The 26,056-nt window shown below is 43.1% G+C and carries 23 protein-coding genes and 1 riboswitch; of the genes, 2 read left to right on the top strand and 21 right to left on the bottom strand.

Annotation, left to right across the window (positions count from 1 at the left end; translation table 11 throughout):
- Positions 1-27 precede the first annotated feature (27 nt).
- Positions 28-2,325, bottom strand: coding sequence for a xanthine dehydrogenase subunit XdhA (gene xdhA / locus A8806_RS03680; protein WP_109729777.1), 2,298 nt, complete (start codon positions 2,323-2,325; stop codon positions 28-30).
- A gap of 18 nt (positions 2,326-2,343) precedes the next feature.
- Complete coding sequence (locus tag A8806_RS03685) at positions 2,344-3,624, bottom strand: amidohydrolase family protein (RefSeq protein WP_109729778.1); 1,281 nt, start codon at positions 3,622-3,624, stop codon at positions 2,344-2,346.
- 49 nt (positions 3,625-3,673) lie between these two features.
- Positions 3,674-3,769: riboswitch (purine riboswitch) on the bottom strand.
- A 131-nt stretch (positions 3,770-3,900) separates the two neighbouring features.
- On the opposite strand from A8806_RS03685, the gene A8806_RS03690 reads away from it, so the two are divergent.
- Positions 3,901-4,734 carry a helix-turn-helix domain-containing protein gene (locus tag A8806_RS03690; protein ID WP_109729779.1) on the top strand — a complete coding sequence of 278 codons (834 nt, stop codon included), beginning with the start codon at positions 3,901-3,903 and terminating at the stop codon, positions 4,732-4,734.
- Positions 4,735-4,811: 77 nt separating this feature from the next.
- Positions 4,812-6,896 carry a HelD family protein gene (locus tag A8806_RS03695; protein WP_109729780.1) on the top strand — a complete coding sequence of 695 codons (2,085 nt, stop codon included), beginning with the start codon at positions 4,812-4,814 and terminating at the stop codon, positions 6,894-6,896.
- Between the two features lie 115 nt (positions 6,897-7,011).
- On the opposite strand, the gene A8806_RS03700 is transcribed toward A8806_RS03695, so the two are convergent.
- The 19 genes from A8806_RS03700 to A8806_RS03790 form a co-directional block, all read right to left on the bottom strand.
- Positions 7,012-7,545: a hypothetical protein gene (locus A8806_RS03700; RefSeq protein WP_109729781.1), complete on the bottom strand. Its 534-nt coding sequence runs from the start codon at positions 7,543-7,545 to the stop codon at positions 7,012-7,014.
- A gap of 66 nt (positions 7,546-7,611) precedes the next feature.
- Complete coding sequence (locus tag A8806_RS03705) at positions 7,612-8,361, bottom strand: MurR/RpiR family transcriptional regulator (RefSeq protein ID WP_109729782.1); 750 nt, start codon at positions 8,359-8,361, stop codon at positions 7,612-7,614.
- A gap of 13 nt (positions 8,362-8,374) precedes the next feature.
- Entirely contained in the window at positions 8,375-9,202 is an 828-nt protein-coding gene (locus A8806_RS03710; RefSeq protein WP_109729783.1) for a sugar phosphate isomerase/epimerase family protein, read from the bottom strand.
- A complete protein-coding gene (locus tag A8806_RS03715) occupies positions 9,199-9,825 on the bottom strand; it encodes an HAD-IA family hydrolase (protein WP_109729784.1) in 627 nt (208 codons plus the stop codon). Before A8806_RS03715 ends, A8806_RS03710 begins: the two co-directional genes overlap by 4 nt.
- Positions 9,809-10,225 carry a PTS sugar transporter subunit IIA gene (locus A8806_RS03720; protein WP_109729785.1) on the bottom strand — a complete coding sequence of 139 codons (417 nt, stop codon included), beginning with the start codon at positions 10,223-10,225 and terminating at the stop codon, positions 9,809-9,811. The genes A8806_RS03715 and A8806_RS03720 overlap by 17 nt, the downstream gene beginning before the upstream one ends.
- 26 nt (positions 10,226-10,251) lie before the next feature.
- Entirely contained in the window at positions 10,252-11,172 is a 921-nt protein-coding gene (locus A8806_RS03725; protein ID WP_109729786.1) for a sugar phosphate isomerase/epimerase family protein, read from the bottom strand.
- A gap of 8 nt (positions 11,173-11,180) precedes the next feature.
- Positions 11,181-11,663, bottom strand: a complete 483-nt coding sequence (locus A8806_RS03730) for a PTS sugar transporter subunit IIB (RefSeq protein ID WP_109729787.1) — start codon at positions 11,661-11,663, stop codon at positions 11,181-11,183.
- Positions 11,664-11,724: 61 nt separating this feature from the next.
- Complete coding sequence (locus A8806_RS03735) at positions 11,725-12,555, bottom strand: PTS system mannose/fructose/sorbose family transporter subunit IID (RefSeq protein ID WP_109729788.1); 831 nt, start codon at positions 12,553-12,555, stop codon at positions 11,725-11,727.
- Positions 12,548-13,327, bottom strand: a complete 780-nt coding sequence (locus A8806_RS03740; protein ID WP_109729789.1) for a PTS mannose/fructose/sorbose/N-acetylgalactosamine transporter subunit IIC — start codon at positions 13,325-13,327, stop codon at positions 12,548-12,550. Before A8806_RS03740 ends, A8806_RS03735 begins: the two co-directional genes overlap by 8 nt.
- Positions 13,328-13,692: 365 nt before the next feature.
- Complete coding sequence (locus A8806_RS03745) at positions 13,693-14,535, bottom strand: MurR/RpiR family transcriptional regulator (RefSeq protein WP_109729790.1); 843 nt, start codon at positions 14,533-14,535, stop codon at positions 13,693-13,695.
- A 259-nt stretch (positions 14,536-14,794) separates the two neighbouring features.
- Positions 14,795-15,532, bottom strand: coding sequence for a phosphatase (locus A8806_RS03750; protein WP_109729791.1), 738 nt, complete (start codon positions 15,530-15,532; stop codon positions 14,795-14,797).
- Between the two features lie 269 nt (positions 15,533-15,801).
- Entirely contained in the window at positions 15,802-16,821 is a 1,020-nt protein-coding gene (locus tag A8806_RS03755; protein ID WP_109729792.1) for a molybdopterin-binding protein, read from the bottom strand.
- A 21-nt stretch (positions 16,822-16,842) separates the two neighbouring features.
- The gene (locus A8806_RS03760) at positions 16,843-18,765 is read right to left on the bottom strand and encodes an NAD(+) synthase (RefSeq protein WP_109729793.1); all 1,923 of its coding nucleotides are present in this window, start codon (positions 18,763-18,765) and stop codon (positions 16,843-16,845) included.
- A 25-nt stretch (positions 18,766-18,790) separates the two neighbouring features.
- A complete protein-coding gene (gene hslO, locus A8806_RS03765; protein WP_109729794.1) occupies positions 18,791-19,666 on the bottom strand; it encodes an Hsp33 family molecular chaperone HslO in 876 nt (291 codons plus the stop codon).
- Complete coding sequence (locus A8806_RS03770) at positions 19,666-20,454, bottom strand: class I SAM-dependent DNA methyltransferase (protein WP_109729795.1); 789 nt, start codon at positions 20,452-20,454, stop codon at positions 19,666-19,668. Before A8806_RS03770 ends, hslO begins: the two co-directional genes overlap by 1 nt.
- Before the next feature lie 178 nt (positions 20,455-20,632).
- Positions 20,633-22,588 carry a six-hairpin glycosidase gene (locus tag A8806_RS03775; protein ID WP_181368566.1) on the bottom strand — a complete coding sequence of 652 codons (1,956 nt, stop codon included), beginning with the start codon at positions 22,586-22,588 and terminating at the stop codon, positions 20,633-20,635.
- A 77-nt stretch (positions 22,589-22,665) separates the two neighbouring features.
- Complete coding sequence (locus A8806_RS03780) at positions 22,666-23,499, bottom strand: carbohydrate ABC transporter permease (RefSeq protein WP_109729797.1); 834 nt, start codon at positions 23,497-23,499, stop codon at positions 22,666-22,668.
- Positions 23,499-24,386: a carbohydrate ABC transporter permease gene (locus tag A8806_RS03785; protein WP_109729798.1), complete on the bottom strand. Its 888-nt coding sequence runs from the start codon at positions 24,384-24,386 to the stop codon at positions 23,499-23,501. The genes A8806_RS03780 and A8806_RS03785 overlap by 1 nt, the downstream gene beginning before the upstream one ends.
- Positions 24,387-24,644: 258 nt before the next feature.
- On the bottom strand, positions 24,645-25,940 hold the full coding sequence (locus tag A8806_RS03790) for an ABC transporter substrate-binding protein (protein WP_109729799.1): 1,296 nt from the start codon (positions 25,938-25,940) through the stop codon (positions 24,645-24,647).
- Positions 25,941-26,056 lie beyond the last annotated feature (116 nt).

The following is a 26,056-nucleotide window of genomic DNA, read 5'->3' on the forward strand; positions in this document are numbered from 1 at the left end:
CCAGTGCATCACACTGTCTGCCCCTTTCTATACTAAGCCCTCTTCTTTGAATCGTTTAAACAATATATGCGGTGTCAGCGGAATCTCGTCTACTGCTACACCAGTCGCCTGCAGAACGGCATTGCGGATGGCCGGGGCAACAGAACATACCGGAGGCTCTCCCAGAGCTTTTGTGCCGTATGCACTGGTCGGCTCATAGTTTTCCACAAACTGCCCTTCCAAATGCGGGTGATCCATGAAGGTCGACAGCTTATAATCCAGAAGGTTATTATTCAGCGGTTTACCGGTTTTCTCATCAAAGATCAGTCTCTCGGTCAAACCATACCCGATCCCCATGCTCATGCCGCCATGTACCTGAGCCAGCGCCAGTGACGGGTTAATCAGCTGCCCGCAGTCGTGTACATTGATGATATTCGTAAGCTCTGCCCTGCATGCCGGAATATCGACTTCTACCTCGGCAAACGTGCATCCGAAGGAATAAGCATTGGTTTTCGCCTGATAAGTACTCTCCGCCGTCAGATGACCGTTGTTCGTCAGACTGTACAGCTTCTCCATCGCCAGATCGGCAAGGCTCATCAGAACCTCTCCGTCCCCTCTGCGTATGATTTTGCCATTGATAATATCCAGACTTTCCTTTGTATGTCTCGTCAGCTCCTGTGCGGTATCCAGAATATGGCTCTTTAACAGGGCCGCTGTCTGATTGATGGAAAATCCCGCCATGTACGTCTGTCTGGAAGCATATGCCCCAGTGCCGAACGGCGTAATGTCCGTATCCTGTACCGTCATCACATGGACCTGGTCCACGGGAATACCGAGTGTCTCGGCCGCCATCTGTGCAAATGCGGTGTCAGCCCCCTGGCCGATCTCGGTCTCACCTACCTGCACCTGAATAGAACCGTCCTGATTCAGTACCATACGGCAGGAAGAAGTCTCCAGTGAAATTGGCCATACACCAGTGTTGTACCAGAATGCAGCCACACCGATTCCTTTTCGGACTTCCCCGGTCTGGTTCTCATATTCTTTTACTTTCCTGTCGTAATCTATGTAAGCCTTTCCCTTTTCCATACATTGATGGAAGGTATCATAATAATTAACGTTCTTTGAAAATCCATCCGTATACCCCACCGGCATCAGATATTTCCAGCGGAATTCATATGGTGACATGCCCACGGCCTTTGCCACATCATCCGTGTGGCTTTCCAGTGCAAACATTGCCTGCGGGATACCGTACCCCCTCATGGCCCCGGATACCGGCTTGTTTGTAAATACCGTATAGGCGTCTCCGTCCACATTCGGGCATGGATACAGTTGTGGAAATGCTCCCAGCCCCTTTGCGGCGATACTATGCCCGTGGGACGCGTATGCCCCCTGGTCGGAAAAGCATTCAATCTTCCTTGCCGCAAAACTCCCGTCCGGCCTCACATAAGAAATGATATGCGTACGGACAGCATGGCGTACCCTGTTGGATACAAATGTCTCTTCCCTTGAGACATCCAGCTTCACCAGTCTCCCTCCCACTACTGTGCTTAAATATGCACAGAGAGGTTCGTACAGAATATCCTGCTTGTTTCCAAATCCACCGCCGATATAAGGCTTGATCACCCTGACTTTGCCCCAGGGGATGCCAAGTGCCTGCCCGACAACTCTCCGGCAGATATGGGGAATCTGCGTGGATGATACGACAACAATCCGGCCCTGTTCCATATATGCATAACAGATAAAATTCTCAATATGGCAGTGCTGTACGGTTGGCGTGTCATACCATCCCTCTACCTTGATCAGGCCCGGCTCTTTTCTTGCCTCTTCATAGCTGCCGTTCCGGATCGTCGTATGCTTTAGGATATTATTAGGATATTCCTCGTGAATCTGGGGTGCGGTATCCTCCATTGCCTTCTGTACATCAAGCACAAAGGGCAGTTCCTCGTATTCCACCTTCATCGCACGCACAGCCTGTGCAGCTGCCACTTCATTCTCAGCGACAACAGCCGCGACATCGTCACCATAAAATTTCACATGTTCCTGAAGAAGCAGCCTGTCAGCCACATCCTGATGTGCCGGCTCTGTAGACCAGGGATGCCCTGCCGTCGGGAAGTAATTCTTCGGCACGTCAAAACAAGTCACGACCTTCACAACTCCGGGGATCTTTTCCGCCTCCGAGGCATCCACCGACTTCACAATCCCGTGTGCCACCGTAGAATGCAGGATTCTGACTACATAGGCGCTCTTATCACACAGGTCATCGGTATACTTCGCGCGTCCGGTCACCTTTTCAAAGGCATCCACACGCTTCACACTTTTACCTACTGCATGTTCCCTTTCTTCCATTTTCCCATCTCCTTTTATTTATAAAATCTGTACACCTGCCACATATTTTGCACAGATTTCTCTGTCATCTGAAAAATAGATCATTCTCTCGAGTCGTTTCTTTACATCAAGATCCTGCGGATGTTTCAGGCGCGTATCATCCAGAACGACTGCGTCCAGCTCATATCCCGGCTCAAAACTGCCGACTTTACCGAAGAATTCCCCGCCGCCTTTCGTTGCCATGAAAAAGGCTTCTTCAACTGTCAGAGGCTTTAACGATTCATCCTGTAACCTCCAGCGCAGCTTCGATGCCTGAATGGCATGTGCCATTGCCGTGAAAATACTCTCCGTGGAACCTCCTGCCACGTCACTTCCCATTCCTACATGGACGCCTTCATCCAGAAACTTCCTGACCGGGGCTACACCGGATGCAATATTCATATTGGATTCCGGACAATGGGCAACGAAAACACCGTTTTCCTTCATCCTTGCAATCTCCCTGTCGTCGGAATAAACACAGTGGGCCATCACCGTCGGGCAGTCCGCACCGAATAATCCGAACTTATCATATGCATCACCATAGAATTCAGACCACGGGCACAACTCCTTTACCCATGATATCTCACCCGGGTTTTCTGACAAATGTGACTGTAACGGCAGACTATAGCGCATCTGTATCATCTTCAGTTTCTCCATCAGCTCATCCGTACAGCTCGGTGTAAAGCGCGGTGTCAGGATTGGTTTTGTATGCTTATACTTCTTATGCAGAACATCCTTGATCCATTCCACCGTTTCCGCCGCAGATTCCTCTGCCGATGCCTCCCTCAGATAATCCGGGCTGTTCCTGTCCATATTCACTTTTCCAACCATTGTGTCGAGTCCCGCTTCTTCGAGCATATCCATCAGAAGCAGCGTGGCCTGCCTGTGTATCGTCGCAAAAATACAGGCCCTCGTAGTTGCACTCTTCTTCAAATTCTCAACAAAGATCCCGTAAGCTTTGCGTGCATACTCCATATCACAAAACTTGGATTCCTCCGGAAATGTATTCGTCTCCAGCCATTCCAGAAGCTCCATATCCATCCCCAGTCCGCGGAATGAATACTGCGGCGCATGCACGTGCAGGTCCACCAGTCCCGGGATAATCAGCCGGTCCCCGTAATCCTCGACCGGGTATCCTCCGTATTCGAACGGCAGTGTCTTATAAATCCCCCTTACCACGCCATCCTCACACACGAGATAACTGTTCTCACATACCTCAAGTTCTTTCGCGCTCTTACTGTAGATCAAGTTTCCTTTCAAAATAAAAATAGATTCATTCATCTGCTGACGCCTCCTTCCTTACATCCCTGTGCCCACAAGTAACTACAGAGATGCCTCTGCAGATACTTATAGTCAACTATTCCGGTAGTTGGTAGAAACGTTCACCCGATTATGAACCTATATAAGTATTAGTAAAATTTGATATATTTTTTGTTAATTTTATCCTAACATTTATTAAAATTGATGTCAACCAAATTTATTTTTAAAACCGCAAGAAAGATTAAACATATCCCCCTAATTGCGGCTATAATAATAGTCTGGAAGGAGGGAATATGTATGCCTGTCCAAAATATTCAGAATATTATTTCAACAATTGATTATCTGGAGGCACATCTAACTGATTGTCCGAACCTTGATATGGCCGCGGAAGCGCTCCACTATTCCAAATATCATCTACACCGGATGTTTACGGATACTGTGGGCCTTACTATCCACGAATATGTTTTGCGCAGGAGGCTTACGGAAGCCGCAAAGCTGCTTGTTTTTTCTGATAAACCGGTTCTTGATGTGGCGATGGCGGCAGGTTACGGCAGCCAGCAGGCATTTACTAAGATTTTTACGGCCATGTACAAGCTTCCACCAAATAAATACCGGGAAAATGAGAAGTTTTATCCCTTGCAGCTTAAATATAAATTAGAGGGGAGTTATCATATGCTGGACAACCGGGAGTTTACAGAACAGGATATTGCATTTGCTAAAGAAAAGGACATTCCCTGCTGGATGGAGCTGGTACGGCTTGTGGTCGATGGTTTTCCGAATCTGGATGAAGAAGAATATATCCATGTCCTGAGAGAAATGATCCGAAAAAGGCAGGCCCTGATTTTAAAGGATGGGGACACTGCCATCGGGATTATGATTTTTTCTAAAAACAGCGGCAGTATTGATTTCATGGGTACCCACCCTCTTTATCGGAAAAAGGGGATTCCAAAGGCATTTCTTGATAAGGTCATGGGGGAACTGCTGAAGGGGAAGGAAATCAGCATCACAACCTACCGCGAAGGCGACCGGGCAGATACAGGGCACCGCAGTGAGATTAAAGAACTCGGCTTTGCAGAGGCGGAGCTGCTTGTGGAGTATGGTTATCCAACCCAGCGTTTTGTCCTGAAATGAAGCAAAACATATGTGCCACCGTAGATTTACCGAAACCTACTTGAACTTAAAAATCAAAGACAGCAAGGAGCACTACTATGAATGAGCAACAGAAACCATCAAAAGACAAAGAGATAGCAAAAGACCCGGTCCCCTTTCCTGATGAAGTCATTCATCTGGAAGAGACCATGCAGAAACTGGATACCGCGCTTAAAAGAGCCGAAGAGGATGTCAGCCGGATTGACACGGAATACAGGGATTCCAAAAGGTATATGGCGGAATACAGAGGGGAAATCGACCCTCATGAAATGTTTCAAAACGAACTGCTTCTCAGGCAGACAGACCGTACAGGTGCCTTTGCCGTGAGTGTCCGGGACAGGCTGGCAAAGTTGAAGAAATCCCCTTATTTTGCAAGGATCGATTTTCAGGAGGAATCAAAAGAAGCCGACCGGTTATATATCGGACGTTTTACATTCAGATTTGAAGAGGAAATGCTAGTCATTGACTGGCGCGCGCCCGCTGCCGGCATGTTTTATGATTATGAACCGGGACCGGCGGGTTATGACGCACCAACGGGCAGGATTGACGGGAAACTTATCCGGAAAAGGCAGTTTAAAATCAAGGACGGCATTATGGAATACGCGCTGGAAAGTGCCTCCCATATACAGGATGACATTTTACAGCGGGAGCTTTCCCATACTTCGGATGAAAGAATGAAGTCCATCATCTCGACCATTCAGAAGGAGCAAAACCAGATTATCCGCAGTGAAAATACAGGAACAATGATTATACAGGGAGCGGCGGGTTCCGGAAAGACTTCTGTCGCCCTGCACCGGATTGCCTTCCTGCTCTATCGGTTCAGGAACCAGCTGAATTCCCAAAATGTCGCCATCATCTCCCCAAATAAAGTATTCGGAGACTATATCTCCGGCGTCATCCCTGAACTTGGGGAGGAACCGGTCTATGAGCTAAGTTTCCCGGATATTGCGGAAATCCAGCTTCAAAATACACTCCGTTTCGAGCCGGATAAGGACCCGCTGGAATCGGAAGACAGGGCGTGGGCACAGCGGGTACTGTTCAAATCTACTGCCGGTTTTGTCCGGTTGATGAATACATTTATGGAGACACTGCCCGAGAGGATATTTTCGCCTGCGGATTACACATTTGGCAGGTTTAACGCGGACAAAAGCTGGATACAGAAGCGTTTTCTGGCATACAAAGCATACCCGGTTAAACAGAGACTTGCAATGACGGCAGAGGATATCCGCAGCCATTTTGAATCCGGCAACATCATGGGAGACCCCCTGCCTGGAAAAAGACAGATTCTGAAAGCACTCACTTCCATGCTCACAGTTAAAACACCGATTTCTCTATATCAATATTTTTATAAAAGCATAGGGAAACCCGAACTCCTGTGCCTGCCGGCAAAAAAGACGCTGGAATGGGCCGATGTCTTCCCGTTCCTGTATCTGAACTCAGAATTTGAAGGGTTAAAAGAAAGTCGGAGCACAAAGCATCTGGTTATCGATGAAATGCAGGACTACACCCCCATACAGTATGCCGTGATCAACAAAATCTTCCCATGCCGGAAAACCATTCTCGGGGACTTCGGCCAGCTTCTGAATCCAAACCACTCTCACACTCTAAATGACCTGTTGGACCTTTATACAGATGCCCGGTTTACAGAGCTGAAAAAAAGCTATCGTTCTACATACGAGATTATCACTTTTGCAAAGCGCATCCTAAACACGGACTCACCTGAACCGATTGAACGTCACGGAGATGCACCGGACGTTATTTACTGCGGCAGTAAAGAGGAAGAGCTTAGGGAAATTTCAAAGGCCATTCAGGATTTTTACCACAGCGGACATACATCAATGGGTATCATACTGAAAACGAACAGAGATGCCAGAGAGCTTTTTGATATGCTGCCGCCGAAACCGGAAGTTCACCTGATCACGCCGGAAAGCAGCTGTTTTCAGAACGGTGTGTCCGTCATATCTGTTCAGATGTCGAAGGGGCTGGAATTCGACGAGGTAATCATTCCTGATACAGACCAGTCCCGCTATTTCACGGACTATGACAGGAATCTCCTTTATATAGCCTGTACCCGGGCGATGCACCGGCTGACACTGCTGTACACAAAAGAGCTCTCAGCTCTGATTCCCGACAAAACCGCATAACCTGAAACACGGCAGGCGGCGCTTAAGCTCACAGAAAAGTCTGTAAACTGTAACGCCGCCTGTTTCACTGTTACTGTTTTCCGCCTTGGTTTACGCAGTGACTGCCTCTGTCTGCTCATGTTGTCCTTCTGTGTTTCTTATGCTTCTTATATTCCTTCAGCTCATTACGCAGCATTTTCCGAAGCTCTTTTTTGCTCATCCCCTGTGCCGCCTTTGCATAAATCCGAAACTGTTCCTCCCCATTTTCCAGATCTGACACGATCTTTTCTGCGCTTATTCCCAATTCCATATGGTACTTCTCAAACATATACTTCGAATAGACGTTGCTGACTTCATACCCGCGTACCTCAAGGTCTTCTACGGCACAGCGGATCGCCGTAAGCTCCCGGTTCCCTCCCGTGACAGCCAGAAAGTACTGCCCCTTCTTACTCATGATGATCCGCCAGATAATGTGTCTGACAGCATAGGGCACATTATCCTTATCGCTCTCAAAAACAAATCCCACCGCGGAATTTTCCTCATAAATCAGAGGGTACCCAATATATTCAGAAGCCGGTTTGCATAAGATTCCCTCATACTGTCCAAACAGCTTTGCATATTCCCTGCAGCTGCTCTTCGTGTCATCATAATAGACCGTGCACCAGTTCATAAATCCTCTCCCTTCATTACTCCTTTTATAATATATGAGAAGAAATATCCGCACATTCTAATATAATCACAGTTCTGTGAATAAAATATCAAGCATAACCAACGTTGAAATCTGTAATGAACCTACATAATTATAACCGATGCAATCTATTGTTGGAAATTCTATTATTTCAGAGCACAAGTTTTTATAATTTCCAGTATTACCTCCGGTAAATAGTACAGTCTTTGCCTTTTTATAGTTTGCCTCTTGAAGCAATCTAAACACATCTTGATCGTTCCCCTCAAAATCAAATGCAATTACCATAGCCGTTTTATCCAAGCGGGCTATTTGCGTTTTAATCATATCTGTACCTGTAAGCATAACCACATTGTACCCTTCCTGCATGAAACGCAGGGCGGTTTCCTTTACAGAAAACTCAGAGCTCTCTTTTCCACAAACTAAGACTCTTTCAGAACATTTGATCTTTTTTAGAATTTGCCCCAATTTTTTATTATCAATATTACTGCATATCTCGATTAATAATTCTTGGTATACACGGCAAATTTTGTAGGTATTCTGGTTCGCAGTTTCTCCATAATTTCTAAAAGCTGCTTCATATTGATATCTTAATTCCTTATATCCATGATAGCCACACTTTTGTGCAAATCTAGAAAGTGATGCTTTTGATACATACAATTTGTTTGACACAGCTTTGGAGGAAAAATCTATTTTTTCCTGGTTATAAAGAAAGAAATCACCTATTTTTTCTTCTACTGATGTAAAGTTTTCATAATGTTCCTTAATATTCGACAGAACAGAGCTATAATAATATGCCATTTTATCACTCTTTCTATAAATATCTCATTAAAATTTCCTTGCTTTTAACCAGCTCATCATACGTACTATGATACAACTCCATCATACAAATCCCCTGATAGTTAACATCCTTTAATGCCTTACAAAAACTCCTCCAGTCAATCGTTCCGGCCCCTACTGCAAGATGTTCATCTTTTGAACCATGATTGTCATGAAGATGGAGATGTCTTAACCATTTATTGCACTTTAAAATTTCATCTGACACATTATGACTTGTGAGATATCCATGCCCGGTATCATATACAATATAAAGATTTTTCTCATCTACATCCCTGATATAACGTTGTAATTGTTCTGCATTTTGTATTAACATATTATCCGTTAAATTTTCTGTGTAGACTAAAATATTATACTTTGCTGCAATTTGACATGCTTTTTTCATTGTCTCCACCGAAAGTTTCCACATTTTTTCATATACTTCTGTGTGTGTCTGCCTTGATCCATCCTTATGCCTTATAGAAATATGCATCAACTTTCTGCTTCCACAATGCATTATTATTTCATGTCCGTTGAATGCTTTAATATATTTACAGCAATTTTCAAACTCATCCAAAATAGCATTTTGCAATATTATATTTTCTTCCGACAGATTAAAATCAGAAATATGTACCAGTACTTTGGTTTTATACATATCAACTAATTCGAAGATTGCCTGATTATATGAAGTAGTATCAATATGCCGCATATGCTCTGAGTATGTCACCTCAATAGCCTGAAATTCATTCGTTTTAAGCAGCAGCTTTCCCAACTCCAGAATTTCATTTCTGCTATGACGCATGCTTATATTAAAACCATAATTCATTCCAAATTCAGCTCCTTAAACAATTCTGTTTTTACTGTAATAATATTGGTAAATACAATCCCTTTCATCCCAAGTTGAATTCCTTTGTCGATATTCTCTTTTTTATCGTCTATAAAGATACCTTCTCCGGGATCTAAATGATATTTTTCAAAAAGAGCTAAATATATCTTTGAATCAGGTTTATTGGAGTGAACCTCATAAGAAAATACACTGCCGTCAATAAGTTCGAAATCTTTAAACTTATCAAATATTTGTTCTTTCCATTCCTTCCCCATCGTAGATAGAATATATACTGGAATTTTATATTCTTTCAATTCTTTAAGCATCTCCCAGCTTTCATCCATATAAGTGGTAAGTTCCTCCCAATGATTGACTGTTCTTTTTATTTCCTTTATATGGCTTGGGAATCGCTTACCATATATACCAATCAGTTCTTCATTGGTGTACATCCCTTTTTCATACTCTGCAAACTCTGGCTGATGGAATACTTCACTAACGAGTTGTTCCGCAGTATCTTTCTCATAAATCTGTTGTAAATACTCTCTGTGTGTCGCTTTTAAAAGAACATTTCCAATATCAAATACAACATACTTTGTCTGTGAATTATTATTCATCGTCCCCATTCTGTCGTTCCGCTTTTCCGCTCCTTATTCCATCAATCCCGGCTTTTTTTACAGTTTCTGCAAGGCTTAATAAATCCATTGTTCCTTTTGACATAAGCGCTTCTACCAGCATGGGCAGGTTTAGACCTGTTACGATTTCTGCTGCATGACTTTTCTGTGCTATCATGAACGAGGCATTAAAAGGCGTGCCGCCGAACAAGTCAACCAAAAATAAAACACCATCCTCCGAATTCAGTTCTCCAACTGCTTCTTCAAGTTTTATCTTTAGCATCTGTCCGTCCTCATTCTCAAAAAATGGCACCGCCTTAACGTTTTCTTGTTTTCCAAAGATCATTTCTGCAGAATCAAGTAATGACTGGGCTGCCTCCTTATGTGTAACTGCTATAACTCCTATACTCATTCGATTGCTCCTTCATCTAACATATCCTACTTCCAATCCGACGTAAAGTACCCATTTTCCTGAATTTTTTCTAGGCTTTCCCAGAACATAATAGAATTTTTTATTCCCACGACCCGGTCTACATAAGGCCATCTAAAGAATTCATACGTTGCTGTCCCTTGATAACCAATGTCCTTTAAAGCCCTGATGATACTAATCCATTCTAAATTGCCGAAGCCTATAGGCAAATGTTGATCTTCCTTTCCATTATTGTCATGTAAATGTACTTCAAATAGTTTACTACCCATTCTCCTGATGGTCTCCGGTATATCCACATGATCAAGATTGGCATGCCCACTGTCCAAGCAATATCCGACATTGTCTAAGGCAACTCCTTCAACCAGGCCAATTAATTCTTCTACATTGCTATAAAAACGACCCTGGAATAAATTTTCAACAGCTATTTTTATATCATATTTGGCTGCTAATTTTCCAAAATGGCGAAGATTCTCAATTAGCATGGCATGAGTTTTTTCTCTCCCCCATTTATCAACAGCTTTTTGATGAGCTATTTTGTTGCATTTAAAGCCCCCTTCACCATATGTTCCCGGATGAACCACAATACTGCCTGGTTTACAATCCGCAAAAATCTTCAGTGTTCTTTCCATATAAAATCTTACTTTATTTTGTGATTCGTCATAACAATCCAGTACTGATCCGACAAAATGAAACGATGACATTTTGATATCCATTTCTTTCATTCGCCGCGATAATATTTTTGCAAATAGGATATCGTCTTCATCAGACTGGGGATAAACGTCGTCATTGCACCAAGTATTAAAATATTTAATTCCAAGTGATTTCATTAATGTAAATGCTTCTAATGCCCGTTTTTCAGAAAACATTTTATTTCCATTTACTTCTTCTTTAAAATCAAAATGTAATGAGATATCAAATTGTGTTTTCATAGGGCCACCTACAATAGATCTTTAATTTTTTTCGCTTTATCTTCAGGCGCCATCTGCACAGTTATATCTACCCCTCTGCTTAACAATTCTTTAAAAATTTCTTCTTCCTCCTGTGTAATACTAATAGAAGAGGTTATTACCCTTGTATTATCACGCGTAGCCATGTTACCAACATTAATTGCCTTAATATCAATACCATTATCCATAAGGTATTTTAAGTAATACGGCGTTTTAACTAACAGGAGTACCCTCTGATTTGCATATTTGCCCGTTTTGATATTTTCAAGTGCTTTCTCCTTGGCTAACAATGATGTAGCTACTCCGGCCGGTGCCACCATGCGGAGCAGCTCTTTCTGCATATCATCAACAGCAACCTCATCATCTATCACCATGATTCTGGATGCCTGTAAATAGCCTGTCCAGAATCCCGCAACCTGTCCGTGAATAAGTCTTGTATCAATTCTAATGTGCACAAAACCTTTTAACTCCATTCTTTTATCCCTCTCTTTTTTGGTATAATCTGTTTTATATGAAACCTGCTTATTTTGAAAGCTATCCCATAATGTTTAATGCATTCAAAATCACGCATAGAGCCATAACAATGAAAATAACACGTGTAGAATTCATATTTTTACGCCCCAGCAGCCAATAAACAAAACAGACAATACCAACAGGAATGATGTTCGGCATCATTGGATCAAATATTTGTTCTTGAATATTAATAACATTTTCTCCAATCTGGGGCTGCAAAGTAACTGTTGCTTTTATTACTGAGGGGACTAATGCTCCAACTACAGTTATCCCCAGAATAGTAGCTGCATTTGTGATTTTCTTTAACGCTCCGCTAACTGTAGATACTGCTTTCTTTCCCTGCGCATATGCTAAATGTGTAAACCACCTTGCAAACCCTAATTTTACAAATCCAGCCAACAGCCACAGAATAACCCCGATGGGGTTTCCTTCCAAAGCCATGTATGTAGCAATGGAACCAAGAATTGTATTAATAGTGACAGAAAAAAATGTGTCTCCGATACCCGCCAAAGGACCCATGAGTCCCGTTTTTAGTGCCGGAATCATATCCTTGGCTTTGTATCCCTGCTCTGCTTCAACTGCCATGTCAGCACCAATAACAAAACCTCCGGTCGTAACATTCGTGTTGTAGTACTGTGAATGCAGCTTAACCATTTCTTTTAATTCAGCAGGATCCTTGTAATTTTTCTTTAAAAATGGCAGCATTGTACAGCAATATCCCAATCCCTGCATTGTCTCATAGTTCCATCCTGCCTGTGATCTCGTTATCCATCGAAACCAGGCTCTGTCAATATCCTTTTTTGTGATTTCAATTTCTTCCTGAGGCCGATTATTATCATTTGTATTATTCATCTTCATTACCTCCTGCATTCGCCTGAACTACTGCCGGCTCCCTTTCTGAATCCCTCTGATAAGTAACTACTGCTATTACAATTCCGATCAAAGCTACCCCCAACATTGGCATGTTTACATAAGAGAACAATACAAATCCCAAAATTAAATATGGAAAATATTTCTTCACTGGCATAAATTTAAGCAGCATCGATATACCTACTGCCGGTAAAACTACTCCTGCAAATTTAAGTCCGGAGAGCAGCCAGTCCGGCGATACATCCAAAATGGCCTGTACAAATGAAGAGCCAAAGGTAAGGGCCAGAAAAACAGGAAGCCCACGGGATGCCCCCCAGCCGATCATACCGCAAAAATTGTATCTGTCTAATAGATGATATTGCTCTTTCTCAATCGCTGCCTGAGCTTTCTTATTCCAGAAGATATTTACAGTCCTAGCTATGATATCCAGCTGTGTCAGCAAAAGACCTATAGGAACTCCCAGGCCAATTGCAAAGTCAACATCTTTTCCAGCCACAATCGCCAGTGGAGTGGCAATAAGTGCTGCTGAAGTATAATCAGGAATCGTGGCCCCGCCAAAATTACTGACACCTAAAATCATCAATTGGAGTGTGGCCCCAATAATCAGCCCTGTTCCAAGATCCCCCATGACAAGGCCTGCAAAAGCGCCTGCCATCATAGGTTTATTCAATTCAAATTTCGTATTCAGTCCATCATATATACCAATGATAGAATACAAAGTTAATAATATAATTTGCCAAACCTGAATATGCATAAATTCCTCCTACTCTTCCTTTTTGAATCCTTCATAATTTGAATTATTCAATTTTTAAACGACATTTTTATCCGCCCCTGCATACGAAACTCTGCATATGAAAACTTGACAAATGTATCAAAAAGTGCTACATTTTGCTCTATAGCTATAAGTAAATAGTGTTTCCTGCTTATTGAGTCTTATAGCTGTACAGTTGGGCGGATCTGTTCCCAAACCTTTTCTTATCGGAAATAAAGATGTTATCTCTAAGGTGTTCATCCATGGGCCAACATGGTACTACAATTTTTAGAATAGTATAAGTGATTAATCTACATCTTTTATAATGGTTACCAGAGGGCTTAAGAATCCGCCCAGTCTTTCATTTTTTATCCAATAGAAGTGTAAACATCCCTTATCATTTTCAAACGATGCTTTAAATCTTTCTTGATTATTCCTAAAAATAAGATATCAACAATTGAGAAAAATGCTATTCTGGAACTCATTGCCGCGGTTCTGAATATAGTTTCATTAGAGATTATCTCCAGCTTTAAACCAGCAAGCTTTCCCATCGTACTTTTTACATTTTTAGTTACTAGAATTATTTTTGCATTATTTTTTTTAGCATTCTGTAATATCCTGACTATTTCCTTGGTTTCCCCGCTAAAAGAAAACACAATGAATAGTGCTTGTTTGTCTGCCGACAAGGATGCTGCTTCTACCGACTCCAAATCTTGATACCATAATACAGGTAATCCCAGCTTCATCAGTTTACTAGATAAATCTTGTGCAGGCAGGGTTGATGAACCTTTTCCACAAATGTAAATTCTTGGTGAACTGTCTATCCATTCGATTGCCTGATTAAACGAGTCTAAATCCATGATGTCGAAAGATTTTGTCAAGGCAGATATAGATTCGGATACAATTGCTTTTGCCACATCCTCCAGTGGTGCCTCCAATGATATATCATCGTGGGTTAACGGAAGAATATTTTCATCTCTTACAAAAGATTGGCTCAACTGAATTTTGAAATCCATAAATCCGTTGAATCCGCATTTCTTAACAAATTTTATAATCGTAGATTGACCAACACCCAATTCTTCTGCTACTTCTGTCGAACTCATCTGAGAGAAATTGTGCCCCTTATTCAAAATATATGTTGCAATTTTCTTCTCTGTCTGAGTAAATTCTGAGTCTTTTCTTGATAATTCTTTTCTGATATCAATACCCATCTTTTTTTCCTTCCTAATGCTTGCTTAGAATATAATATCCTCCCTTCTTTTAATTTGGAATATTTTATTCTTCCGTTGTTTAAAGAATAGCACATGTTATACAAATTGTAAATAAATAATTTTATATTTTCTTGTATCCTAATGTTAATTTTTTAAATAAATACAGCCCTATTTCACTTTATATGCAAAATAGGGCTGTATAGCTTGTATTTACTTTAATAAATATTTCTTAATATTGAATTTCAAAACGTCCATTTTACTAATACAATACATTAATCGAATTCAAATACTCGGCAATTCGATCTTCATTAATGTTAATTATCAATTCCTCTGGAAATTTTATATCCTCGAGCATTGCAAAGGCATTATCGCATGATCCCACATCGTATTTGGAATGTGCGTCTGAATTCACCATGATTCTGAACCCATATTTTTTACACAATTTAGCTATTGTAATGCAATTGCTAATTGATTTTTTTCTGCATTTAAATGTATGATCATTAATTTCAAAAACCTTTTTTGCTTCTCCTAATACGGGGACCACCTTTTCATAATCAAATGCAAAATTTTCAGTTCCGGCATGGCCAATAATGTTAATGTAAGGGTTTTTGGCTAATTGCAGATACGACTCTGTATGCTGCTGTACAGTTCCGGGCCTGGTACATGATGTATGATAGGATGCAATAACTATATCTAGTTTTTTTAACGTTTCTACAGGCATGTCTACTTCGCCTTTGAAATTCATTATATTTGCTTCAACTCCTGTTAAGACTCTAACCCCATCCACAACTTTAGGCAGTGAAGGTAAATTTTCAAAATAGCTAAGACGGGGGGAATCCTCAGTCCCAATTGCATGGTCAGTGATTGCCAGGGCCTTTAGCCCTTTCACTTTTGCTGCCTCAATATTTTCACCAATGGTACTATATGCATGAACAGATGCTAAACTATGGCAATGAAAATCTCCAACTAACGTGTGTATTTTTTTGATGTATGACATATTTTTCCCTCTCTTTTTCTGATACTATTTATATTGATTTTAAGTATATGTGCTTAAAAGATTATTTCAATAGTATTCTCAGAGACTGGTTCCTGTTTCACAAAAACCTTCAAAGGGTAATATATATCTTTCAAAATACTAAAAAAATGAAACTCGTTTCAGTATACACAAGCCTCACGTCAAAATATGCCGTGGAACCATCCACGGCATTCGTAAATTTTAATATTTTGACTATATAGTATATCCTCTTCCTTTCTTCCAGACGTCGCTTAGCCTTTCCCAAACCCACAGTTGGGATATGTACAGGTCTCGCAGTTCAGGCACAGACCGCCCTGTCCCAGTACGGTAAAGTCCCCGATCCCCAGACGTTCTCCTGCCACGATTCTTGGCAGGACCAGATCGAATATCGTCCGTCTTGCGTACATGACACAGCCCGGCAGTCCCATCACAGGGACTTCTCCCGCGTATGCCAGCATGAACATCGCCCCCGGCAGGACCGGTGCGCCATATGTAATCACTTCGTCGGCTGCATTGCGTATGGAAAGAGGCGTCCTGTCATCCGGGTCAACGCTCATCCCACCTGTACAGACTACCATATCCACGTCCTGTTCCAGCCAGTTTTTAATCGCTCCTGTCACCATATCCGAGTCATCATTACATACAGTATTCCCAAGCACCTCCACGCCGCATTCTTCCAGTTTTTCAACCACGACCGGTGTAAAACTGTCCTGAATCCGTCCGTGATATACTTCACTTCCGGTTGTTACAATTCCCGCCTTCATCTTCTTGAAAGGCAGGATCTGGAATACCGGTGTTTCACCGCAGGATTCTTTCACCCGGTTCATCTTTTCTTCTTCGATGACCAGAGGAACAACCCGCATACCTGCGATTTTATCGCCCTTCTTAACCGCAAAATTCCCGTGGCGGGAGGCAATCACGATCTGGCCCATTGCATTGAGCATATTTAATTTTTCCCGGTCTACCTTCAGCAGCCCGTCGCAGGCAGCCTTCAGGTCAATCTTCCCTTCTTTTGCCTCGGAAGGTTCCATATAATCGCCCTGACACACCTGGCGCAGTACCTCCGCCGCGTCGTTTTCGTGGAGCATCCCTTCCTGCTTTTCCCATACATAAAGATTTTCTTTTCCCACAGAAAGCAGGACCGGGATATCTTCCTTCGTTACGACATGTCCTTTTCTGAATACCGCATCTTTTGTCACACCGCGGATGATCTGCGTGATGTCATGACACAGCACGCAGCCTTCCGCTTCTTCCGTTCTGATCAGCTTCATAAGATAAGTCTCCTTCTATTTTCAATCTGCCAGTGCTATTTGCTCCAGATCATTCAGCCAGACTGCCGCACACGCGTCACTTGGCATTCTCCAGTCCCCCCTCGGTGAGAGTGCAACCGTACCTACTTTCGGGCCGTCAGGCAGGCAGGAACGCTTGAACTGCTGTGAGAAAAATCTTCTGCAGAAGATCTCCAGCCACTTTAATATGGTTGCCTTATCATAGCTGCCCACAAAGGTCTCCTCCGCCAGTCTGAATATCTTACTCGGCTCATAGCCGAATCGTACCATGTAGTAAAGGAAGAAGTCATGAAGCTCATAAGGTCCCACCAAATCCTCCGTCTTCTGTGCAATATTGCCGTCCTTAGGGGGTAGAAGTTCGGGGCTGACCGGGGTATCCAGCACATCATAGAGCACTGCTTTCAGCTGCTCGTCCGGCGTCACATCGGCCGCATACTTTACAAGATGCCGCACAAGCGTCTTCGGAACCGATGCATTGACTCCGTACATGGACATATGGTCTCCATTGTAAGTCGCCCATCCCAAAGCAAGCTCAGACATATCGCCCGTACCAATGACCATACCGCCCCTCTCATTTGCAATATCCATTAATACCTGTGTCCTTTCTCTTGCCTGAGAATTTTCATAGGTCACACTATGGTCCCCAGGGTCATGCCCGATGTCTCTGAAATGTACGCTGACCGCATCTGCAATCCGCACCTCCATGAGTTCTGCCCCGAGCTGTACCGCCATTTTGCACGCGTTCTGATAGGTCCTGTCTGTTGTCCCGAAACATGGCATCGTAACGGCAGTAATGTCTTTCTTGTCACGTCCAAGCATTTCGAACGCACGCGCCGTCACAATCAGCGCAAGCGTAGAATCCAGCCCCCCTGAAATACCGACTACCGCACTCTTGGCGTGGGTATGGGCAATCCTCTTCTTCAGTCCCATTGCCTGAATCGTCAGGATTTCCTCACACCTCCTTGCTCTCTCTTCCTCATTTGCCGGAACGAACGGCTGCTTTGGGAAATGTCTTGTCAGCACAGTTTTTTCCCGCTCAATATAAAACGGAACGCGGATTAACTTTCTATCCTCTGACGTTTTAAATGTCGTATTTTTGCGCCTTTCGCCTAGCAGACGATATATATCAATTTCGGAGTAAATAATATCGTTTCGGAAACGCTTTGCCTCACTCAGTACAGCGCCGTTTTCCGTAATCAGGTTATGCCCGCCGAAAACAAGGTCAGTTGTAGATTCGCCTTCCCCTGCGTTGGCATATACATATCCTGCAATGAGCCGCGCAGACTGTCCCGCAATCAGCTCACGGCGGTACCTGTCTTTTCCGATCGTTTCGTCGCTCGCGGAACAGTTGACAATCACAGTTGCCCCTTCCATCGCCGCCTGAATACTCGGCGGAATCGGTGACCAGACATCCTCACAGATTTCAGCGGAAACGATCAGTTCTTCCATTGAAGATGCCTGAAACAAAATCTGGGGACCGAACGGGACCCGTTTTCCTTCAAATAAAATCTCACGGGCCTTTTCCGGGCCGGGCGTGAACTGGCGCATCTCATAGAATTCCGCATAATTTGGCAGGAATGTCTTTGTCGTCAGTCCCAGAATCTCCCCGCGGTTCAGCGCCGCCGCCACATTATAGAGTTCACCGTCAACAGAGAGCGGAACCCCGACAAACGCCAGAATATCCTTATCCGCTGTGAAATCCGCTATTTTCAGAAGAGCGGCCCTTGCATCGCGCAGCAGCACATCCTGCGTAAACAAATCCCCGCATGTGTACCCTGTGACACACAATTCCGGGAACACCACGATCTTCGCCTTCTCCCCTGCGGCTGCTTCGATTGCCTCACAGATTTTCTCCGTATTATATTTGACATCCGCTACCCGGATATCCGGTGTCGCTGCCGCTGCTTTTACAAATCCCTGATTCATTTCCTACCTCCTGGTTCAATAACCTCTATCTGCTCTTTTTCAAAAGTTCTTTCAGCTCATCCACTGTATAATTGTAGGCAGTATTGCAAAAATGACATTTCACTTCAATGTCCTCGCCGTCATCAATCATAGACTGGATATCCTTCTTCCCAATACTGATGATCGCCTTTTCAATCCGTTCCTTTGAACAATTACAGGAAAACTGTGCAGGCAGTGTATCCACAACCTCAACATTCAGCCCTTCCAGCACCTGTTCAAGCATCTCCTCCGGAGTATGCCCGTTGTCGAGCATTGCCGTCACAGACTGGATATTCTGGATATTTTTCTCCAGCCTGTCCAGTACCTCATCCTCTATAAACGGCATGACCTGAACGATAAATCCGCCCGCACATCTCACCGTATTATCCTTTTCCATCAGTACACCGAGTCCTACCGAAGACGGGACCTGCTCGGATGTTGCAAAATAATAAGTCAGGTCTTCTGCGATTTCCCCTGTCTGGAGGATCGTCTGTCCGGAGTAAGGCTCCTTTAATCCCATGTCTTTAATAACATTCAAAAATCCTGGCCCCAGCGCGCCTCCCACATCCAGCTTGCCGTTCTTTGCAGGAAGCATCACATCGGGATTATTCACATATCCCTTGACACTTCCCTGACTGTCAGCAGTGACCGTCAGCCCCCCGATCGGTCCGCCGCACTGCACCTGAAGTGTCAGTACATCAGTCGGGTTTTTCATCATGCTTCCCATCATCACACCGCCTGTCAAAAGACGTCCCAATGCCGCCGTCGCTACCGGGCTTGTATTATGGTGCCGCCTTGCCTGCTCCACCAGCTCCGTCGTCGATGCTGCAAATGCACGGATCTGTGTATTCGCAGCGGTTGACCTTACAATATAGTCTGCCATTATTCTTCTCCTTTTCCTGCAATAATATAGATTCTTTCACTTGTTTCAGATGGTGCTTCTCTGGTAAATGCATCATATGCAGCCAGAAAACGCAGGCCTGCTGCTAACAGCAGTTCTTTCATCTCTTCCAGTGTATAGCTTCTCTGATAATGAGTTTCCTGATAACGCCGGTAAATCTCACTGCCGCCTTTTGACAGCTCCTCATCCCGGATAAACAGGCTCAGTTCATACTCATTGATGCGCTCCTCTTCATAATAATAGTTGTCCCAGATAAAACTGCATTCTTCCCTGCTTTCCGCGATTGTCTGGTCCCCAAGGATCTCTCTGTATTTATATTCTGTGTTAAAATCAAAAATAAAAACCCCGTCTGGATCAAGATAATTATCCGCCCAGCGAAAAACCTGCTTTAGTTCCTCAGGTTCTGTTATATAATTCAGCGAATCGCAGATGCTCACAATCGCACGCACAGTCCCGTACAATTCAAATTCACGCATATCCTGCTCAAGATACAGAATATCATGCCCGGATTCCACTCTTTTTTCCATCGCAATCTCGAGCATGTCCTCAGAATTGTCCACCCCGATCATATCATATCCGCGACCGGCAAGATATTCCGTCATCGTCCCCGTACCGCACCCCAAGTCCAGCACAAGTCCGTCACATATGCCATATTCTTTCAACAGTCCATACAGATAGTCACCCCATTCATCATATGGCACGTTGTCCATAAACGTATCATAAACAGCGGCAAAACTGCTGTATGCACTGGATTCATTCGTATTTTCCATTCTTCACCACACCTCTTTCCACGGCTTATTCAGTATATCACATCCTGCATAGATAAAACAACGTACTAATTCGTGCAATGCCTGTAAAAAATTAAAAGGACTGCCGCACTAAATATGATATGCTCATATTGAGTATATCACATAATGCGACGGTCCTACTTTGTTACTGCTCTGGCTTTTACTTTTCCAGATCAAAACTGATATCTTCCAGAAATGATCGGTATTTCAAAGCATAATAAAGTGCCCAGTCCTGATCATTCGCCCAGGGGTCATAATAATGTCCCGCTTCACCATTGATCTTTTCAGGAAATACCATTGCTGAAGAAGCAAATCCATCTGGAAAAAACAAATTCAGGCATCCTCTAATGGACGCAGCCGCCCTTTTCCTGTATCTGCTGTCACCGGTCAGAATCTCATACCTGATATATTCTACTCCTGTCAGTACGCTCCAATAATGCGGAAACGTATCTCCATAGCGCCTGTATTTTCCAAACCAAAATCCATCCCAATGCCGGATTGCATTTTCAAAAAGATGGTAATCCGGCTGTCTGCCATTAAAAAGTGAGAGTACTTTAAGCTGTCTCTTTGCCTCATCTAAATATGCTGTATTCCGGGTTATTTCATACCCCTGCAGCAGAATACTCACCGCCGGAGCTACAATACTCTGTTCATATGCCACTTCAGATTCCGGATAGTGCACACCATTTTGCAGCACATTATCTGCATGACGCTCTGCAAAACTGAGGATTCTCCCAGCTTCACTTCCCATTCCTGCCCCTTCCAGCTCTTTATACAGCTCTGTTACCGGAATACCAATCCCATAGAAGCTGATTCCTCCCTGCATATAATACTGTTCCATAACCTTATATGCATCCATAAGGTACTCACCCTCCCCCTTCAACTTATAAAGTTCAAGTTGGAACTGTGCCATCCACGGATAGTTATATAGCCTATTCCACTCCAAATTATGGCAGATATCATTATATACAGTCCCTTTCTCACGATCATATAGTTCCCGGTATACATATCTTTCATATTTTTCTAAACTCTTTTTGAGTTCTCCATCAGGATGAAGACGCTGCCAGAAAGCCATAATGCTTCCCATCGCTAACCGTTCCCTGCCGCCGTTGTGGTCGTCCTGATGGCTATAGTATATACTGTCTTCCTCCCTGTCATAGATCAGATATGCACCATCCAGATGGCTGGAAACATCATGCATCTGTTGCTTTAGGGCAAGAAAACGACAACGCCGCTCTGCCATTTTGTCCAACACCGCACAACAATATAAACATAGGAATGTTTTTTTCCCTTCTGCCTGAATATCAATTCTGTATTCACCTTCTCTGTCCGCCAGAAGGTATGCTGATATCCACCGAATCCCATCCTTTACTTCTGCCCTGTATGGTATGTTCATCCCATTATACTGCAGCCGGACTGCTTCCTTTTTACCAGTATCACGGATAGCAATTTTAAACCGCATTGATTCACCCTTAAAATATGTACACTGATCTGGAAACACAACAGGAAAGCCTTGTGTGCGGAGAAGTTCTTCATAAAATTCCTCTTTTGTTTCAAACCAGAATAACTCTCTTTGAATCTCTATCCCAGCTTCTGGTTCCAATTTTGCTATATGGGGATGAAGAATAAAATCCCCTCTGTCATTGCTTCTCTGTTCAAGGTTCCTTTCCACGCTATAAGACAGAACACTTCCTTTTAGGAACTTCATCCCAAGATGTGGTCCCCGCCCGGACATCCTAAGGGCCATGACATACGATGCCTCCTCACCACAAAATATATGGGTATGGCACCGCTTTTCCAGACATTCCGAGGCTTCCTGATAATTATCATTAAAAGTTGTATAGATTCCCAAATCTGTTTTTTCAAGAAATACAGGAAAAGAAGTATTGTTTGTGAATTGAAAGCTCTCTCTGAGATTCCCATCCTTTGTAAATTCTCTTTTTATTTCAACATGTATTGCTGCCGGACAAACAACTTCTCCCCAAAGCCGTTTGCCCTCAATCCAGTTCATCTGGTCTTTATCTTCATTATGGCTTAGGGATGTCATGTATCCCTCCTGATTTTCCTCTATAACAAAGCTTTTATTCCACTCTTTGTTCCCTGTCTCAATCATCACCTTGTTGTTCCCTTTCTATAAATCAAATATTAAAAAAATCCCGCCTATCTTCTACTAAGTTTCTTAGCTGGACACATTTACCCTTTGACTGAACCTGCCATAACACCGCTAATGATATATCTCTGCATAAACAGGTAAAAAATCAGCAGAGGCAGCACACCCAGTACCATCATTGGAAACAGGCTGGTCCAATCCGTTGAGAATTGCCCTATATTCCGGTAAACCTCCTGCAGTATGACATCATTTTCTCTTGTCTGCAGAAAATACAGCGGTCCCATAAAATCATTCCAGACATTTAATGTATTCAATATTGCAATCGTGGCTACAACCGGCTTGAGCAAAGGAAACGTAATCGTGGCAAAGGTTCGGAATACCCCGGCGCCGTCAATTTTTGCCGCTTCTTCCAGTTCAATAGGCACAGTAGATATAAAATTTTTCATGAGGAACGTTGCAAACGGGATATTAATTGCAATGTCTATGAGTATTACCCCCAACAGGGAATTCATTAACCCCAGCCCTCTGATTAATTTATAAAGTCCCATAATTGACATCTGGTAAGGAAACATCATACCTGACAGAATTAAGAGAAAAATGAATTGTGTGATTTTTTTCTTTCCCTTCCGATTGAGTACATAACCACACATAGAACTTGCCCCTATGATTCCTACAACCGCACCCACCGTGATCAGAAGAGTATTTTTAAATGCCCTGGGATACTGCATGTCATGAAATGCCTGTACATATCTGCCGAAATCGAAAGAAGACGGCAGTGACATCGGATGAAGCGCAGCCTCTGTACCTGACTTAAACGTAGTGACAATCAAATAATAAATCGGTGTCAAAACAATAAGTGCCAAAATCAGCAGAAACAGATGTTTTAAAATATCCGTAAGTAAAGTTTTCTTTTTCATTACCCTAACCTATCCTCCCATTTCTTAAATATTCCAAGCATTACTGCTGCCACAATCATGCTCACAATAAGGAACACAATACCAAATGCAGATGCATATCCATAGTTTCCCTCAGAGAACTTTGAGAACATCAGTGTAAGGATTGTTTCCGTCTTATGCGCAGGCCCTCCATTTGTCGTTGATAAAACCAGATCGAAAACTTTCAGTCCCGATATTGTGCTTGTCACAAAATTTATCTTTATCGCAGGTGCCAGCCCTGGTATTGTAATATGCCAGAACTGCTGAAAGCCATTTGCACCGTCTACCGATGCCGCTTCATACAGTTCTCCGCTTATACTTTGCAGGCTTCCCAGATATATAACCATAGACCATCCAAACCACTGCCACACTGAAATCGTGATAATCGCAAATAATGCTATTTTTGCATCACCCAGAAAATTCACCTTCTCTAATCCCATCCCCATAAGAAGATTATTGATGAACCCGTAGTCACTTGAGGACATCAGATATTTCCAAAGATATCCTACGACCAGTGTACTCAGCACTGCCGGTGCAAAAAAAATGGCGCGGTATACATTCCTGCCTTTTAATTTTGAATTTAAGAAAACAGATACCGGCAGTGATATCAGACTTTGTACCGTAACCGTTACAAACGCAAAAATCAGCGTATTCGTTATCCCTTTCTCCAATATTGAATCCTGAAAAATTGCTTTATAATTTTCCAATCCGTTAAATGTGATCTCCCGCGAAAAATTCGTCCAATTGTAAAAGCTGTATTTAGCAGTATAAATCAGCGGGAGAATAAAAAATGTAACAAAAATCACAAGGGCCGGCAGGACCATAATTACATATGGCGCACCGTTTTTTACTTTGTATGCTCTTCTCATATTTCCTTCCTTTCAGATATCTTTCCTGTAGTATTTGGGGTTAATATCATTATAGGCTTTGGAAAACTGAGGTTAAATAATAAAAAATTTAGCTCACTATTAAATTTTTTATATTCCTGCGGCGGTCGCTTTGCGCATCTGCCTCGTACGCCGCAGTGCACATCCCGCCGGGAGGGCTTTTTATCTTATAGGCGTACTTTCTGTAAGATAAAAAAATGGGCATGAGGCACGGCCTATGGCTCATACCTCATGCTCATTTTATTTCTCATACCGTATAGCGTTTGCTTTAGCATCCATTGCTTTTACATACTCATCCGGGGTCAGATCCCCAGAAACCAAACCCTGAATCTGGGCAATGGATTCATCAATCATTGTCTGGGCCGGCATATTCACTGACCACCTGTCCCAATTGCATGCAATATTTCCCGAATTAACACATTCTGCTATATCTGCATACTCCTCAGGCATTTCAGATTCCACTCCATTTCTGTAACTCGGGGAACCTGGATTCGCTTCAACAAATGCCTTCTGCACTTCAACTGATGCAAATGCCTCCATCGCTTTCTGCGCACCTTCTTTATTAGCTGCGTTTACATTAATACCCAGACTTGCTGCCGGTCCGCCTCCTGTGAATACATTCTCTCCGCTTTCGCTCAGCTGCGGCATCAGGCCAAACTGAATCCCAGTCTCCTTGATTTCGTTATACTGCCACGGACCGCCATTGAAAAATGCCACATCTCCGGCCTTAAAACTGTTTAAGGCATCCTGGTTAGAAATCCCAAGCATTTCCGGTGTGATTATTTTTTTCTCAATTAACGTGTACCATTTCTTTACACTTTCATTAATATTGCCGTCCAAAGTTTCTTCGCCTGATGCAAACTTCCCGTCAAACTCGATTCCATCCGCATTATCACTATTATTATGATAGTAAGAGTTCTCCAGATATCCCTGAAGCGATGCCTGCGCTGTGTCCCCGTCTGCAAGACCGAATCCCATAGGCTGCTTCCCTGCCGCCTGGATTTTCTCACATGCAGAAACAAATTCATCAAATGTCTTTGGAAGTTCTACCTGACATTCCTTCAGAATGTCCTTGTTATACCATATTCCTGAAAACCAGCCATACGTAGGTATTCCATAAATCTTCCCATCTTTGCTTGCAAGAGAAAAACCAGCTTCGCTAAATTCCTTTACATACTCTTCACCAGAAATTTCTTCCACATTACCTGCAGTAATCCTGGCTGGAAATTCTGCACCATCCAGCACAATATCCGGTCCTTCTCCAGAGGCAAGCTGGGTTCCTAAAACATTGTTGTAATCTGACAGTGATACATATGTATACTCCAACGTATAATCCCCGCCGAGCTGTCCATTCACCGCCTGAATCACACCCTCCATATCATCCTCATCGTACCAGCCCATAATAGTGACTGTCTTATTACCAGAATCTTTGCCTTTACTTTCCGCCTTATCTTCTCCATTTCCTCCGCATCCTGCAGCCATAGCTGCAATCATACCTGCCGTAAGCAGAACACATAGTGCCTTTTTCCTTTTCATAGCAATCCCCTTTCATTTCATTAATTTACTTCATCTGTTCCTTCGCGGCTGAACTATATCTTATTTGAGTTTGGACAGATGTCTCTTGCTTTACATTTATTATAGATGCGGCACTT

Origin of the sequence: Faecalicatena orotica (genome assembly GCF_003149245.1) — a bacterium.
Classification (GTDB): Bacteria; Bacillota; Clostridia; order Lachnospirales; family Lachnospiraceae; genus Faecalicatena_A; species Faecalicatena_A orotica.